Annotated in this window: 1 tRNA gene and 2 rRNA genes; all 3 read right to left on the bottom strand. The window is 53.3% G+C overall.

The window, feature by feature from the left end:
* Position 1 precedes the first annotated feature (1 nt).
* Positions 2–78, bottom strand: a tRNA-Met gene (locus VSX56_RS20250).
* Positions 79–136: 58 nt separating this feature from the next.
* Positions 137–251: ribosomal RNA gene (rrf, locus tag VSX56_RS20245) — 5S ribosomal RNA — on the bottom strand.
* Between the two features lie 78 nt (positions 252–329).
* A 23S ribosomal RNA gene (locus VSX56_RS20240) occupies positions 330–3,160 on the bottom strand.
* Positions 3,161–3,196 lie beyond the last annotated feature (36 nt).

Raw genomic sequence — 3,196 nt, 5'->3', positions numbered from 1 at the left:
TTGGTTGCGGGAGTAGGATTTGAACCTACGACCTTCAGGTTATGAGCCTGACGAGCTACCGGGCTGCTCCATCCCGCGTAAGGATGTGTCTGATTGGGGGGGTATCGTTATAGAGATGAATGACGCTCTTTATTAGGTTTGGCGGTGACCTACTCTCCCACGTCTTGAGACGCAGTACCATTGGCGTGTTGGCCCTTAACGGCCGGGTTCGGAATGGGACCGGGTGTATAGCCAGCGCTATGACCACCAAACCGAATAAAGAGCGTCCAAGTCAAGTTGTGTTCGTATGCATGATTTTGATCTGTAGGAGTGTCTGTCTACTACTGGATCAAATCAAGCCAATCGGGCAATTAGTACTGGTCAACTGAATGCATTACTGCACTTACATCTCCAGCCTATCGACGTGGTGGTCTTCCACGGCCCTCAAGGGATACCTAGTTTTGAAGGGGGCTTCCCGCTTAGATGCTTTCAGCGGTTATCCTGTCCGGACATAGCTACCCAGCACTACCGTTGGCACGATAACTGGTCCACCAGTGGTCCGTTCACCCCGGTCCTCTCGTACTAGGGGCAACTCTTCTCAAGTATCCTACACCCACGGCAGATAGGGACCGAACTGTCTCACGACGTTCTAAACCCAGCTCACGTACCTCTTTAAACGGCGAACAGCCGTACCCTTGGGACCTGCTCCAGCCCCAGGATGAGATGAGCCGACATCGAGGTGCCAAACGGTGCCGTCGATATGGACTCTTGGGCACCATCAGCCTGTTATCCCCAGAGTACCTTTTATCCGTTGAGCGATGGCCCTCCCACTTGGGACCACCGGATCACTATGGCCGACTTTCGTCTCTGCTCGACTTGTCAGTCTCGCAGTCAGGCAGGCTTTTGCCATTGCACTCAACGACCGATTTCCGACCGGTCTGAGCCCACCTTCGCGCGCCTCCGTTACTCTTTGGGAGGCGACCGCCCCAGTCAAACTACCCGCCACACAGGGTCCCGGATCCGGATAACGGACCGCGGTTAGACATCAAGAGTGCGAAGGGTGGTATCTCAAGGATGCCTCCACCGGAACTAGCGTTCCGGCTTCAAAGGCTACCACCTATCCTGCACATCACAATCCTGATGCCAGTGTGAAGCTGTAGTAAAGGTTCATGGGGTCTTTCCGTCTAACCGCGGGTAGTGTGCATCTTGACACACAGTTCAATTTCGCTGAGTCCACGTTTGAGACAGCGGGGAGATCGTTACGCCATTCGTGCAGGTCGGAACTTACCCGACAAGGAATTTCGCTACCTTAGGACCGTTATAGTTACGGCCGCCGTTTACCGGGGCTTCAATTCAGAGCTTGCACCCCTCCTTTTAACCTTCCGGCACCGGGCAGGCGTCAGACTGTATACGTCGCCTTACGGCTTCGCACAGCCCTGTGTTTTAAGTAAACAGTCGCCACCCCCTAGTTTGTGCCCCCCACCTATAGTTGCCTACAGATGGGGCCTCCTTCTCGCGAACTTACGGAGGCATTTTGCCGAGTTCCTTAAACGTGGTTCTCTCAAGCGCCTTGGTATTCTCTACCAGTCCACCTGTGTCGGTTTCGGGTACGGTCTTATAGAGAGGCTATTTCCAGGGACCTGTAGGCTGCCCGACCAATCCGATAAGGTCGAACAACGGTTCAGATCCGTCACCATCTCACGGCCCAGGAATATTAACCTGGTTCCCATCGACTACGCCTTTCGGCCTCGCCTTAGGGGCCGGCTTACCCTGCTCAGATTAGCTTTAAGCAGGAACCCTTGGACTTTCGGCGACAGGGTCTCTCACCCTGTTTGTCGCTACTCATGTCAACATTCTCACTTCTGATCACTCCACCGGATGCCTTACAGCCCGGCTTCACAGTCAGAACATTGCCTCCAATACTCCCGAAGGAGATAAGGAGGCAGCGTTCTATATCACAGAACGCTCCGCTACCACGCACTTCACAGTGCATCCAAAGCTTCGGCTCGTGGCTTGAGCCCCGTTACATCTTCGCCGCAGGACCTCTTAACTAGACCAGTGAGCTGTTACGCTATCTTTAAAGGATGGCTGCTTCTAAGCCAACCTCCTGGTTGTTTTGGAAGTCCCACATGCTTTCCCACTTAGCCACGAATTGGGGGCCTTAGCTGTTGGTCAGGGTTGTTTCCCTCTCCACGACGGACGTTAGCACCCGCCGTGTGTCTGCCGATCAGTTCTTCCCGGTATTCGGAGTTTGCTTAGACTCAGTAAGGCTGTGGGCCCCCATCATCCATGCAGTGCTCTACCCCCGGGAGAATACAATCGACGCGCTACCTAAATAGCTTTCGCGGAGAACCAGCTATCTCCGAGTTTGATTGGCCTTTCACCCCTAGCCACACGTCATCCGGACCCTTTTCAACGGGTGTCGGTTCGGACCTCCAGTTGGTGTTACCCAACCTTCATCCTGCACATGGCTAGATCACTCGGTTTCGGGTCTGATCCCACGAACTCGACGCCCTGTTAAGACTCGCTTTCGCTGCGCCTACACCTATCGGCTTAAGCTTGCTCGTAAGACCAAGTCGTTGACCCATTATACAAAAGGTACGCCGTCAGAGCTCGAGGCTCCTCCGACTGCTTGTAGGCGTCCGGTTTCAGAAACTGTTTCACTCCCCTCGTCGGGGTGCTTTTCACCTTTCCCTCACGGTACTGGTTCGCTATCGGTCAGTAAGGAGTACTTAGCCTTCGAAGGTGGTCCTCCGATCTTCAGACAGGATTTCACGTGTCCCGCCCTACTTAATTCGTCCCGTTGAGCTTCGTATACGGGGCTATCACCCATATTGCTGGACATTCCAGACCATTCTACTCACTCTCAAGGCTCGGCTGATCCGCGTTCGCTCGCCACTACTAGCGGAGTATCATATTGATTTCCTTTCCTCCGGGTACTTAGATGTTTCAGTTCCCCGGGTTCGCTCTTAAAACCCTATGTATTCAGGTAATAAGTCCCTGGTTATGCAAGTTGTAAGCTACCGAAGTAATTACAACGAACATTCAGGTGGGTTTCCCCATTCGGAGATCCATGGATCAAAGCTTATTCTCAGCTCCCCATGGCTTATCGCAGAGTATCACGTCCTTCATCGCCTCTTACTGCCAAGGCATCCACCAAACGCCCTTCTCGCGCTTGATTTGATCCAGAAGAAGATAGACTTCTTCCTGTATCAAA

Source organism: Thioclava kandeliae, from assembly GCF_040297545.1.
GTDB lineage: Bacteria > Pseudomonadota > Alphaproteobacteria > Rhodobacterales > Rhodobacteraceae > Thioclava > Thioclava kandeliae.
Note: the sequence above shows the minus strand (reverse complement) of the source record. Positions and strands in the feature narration are given on the sequence as shown.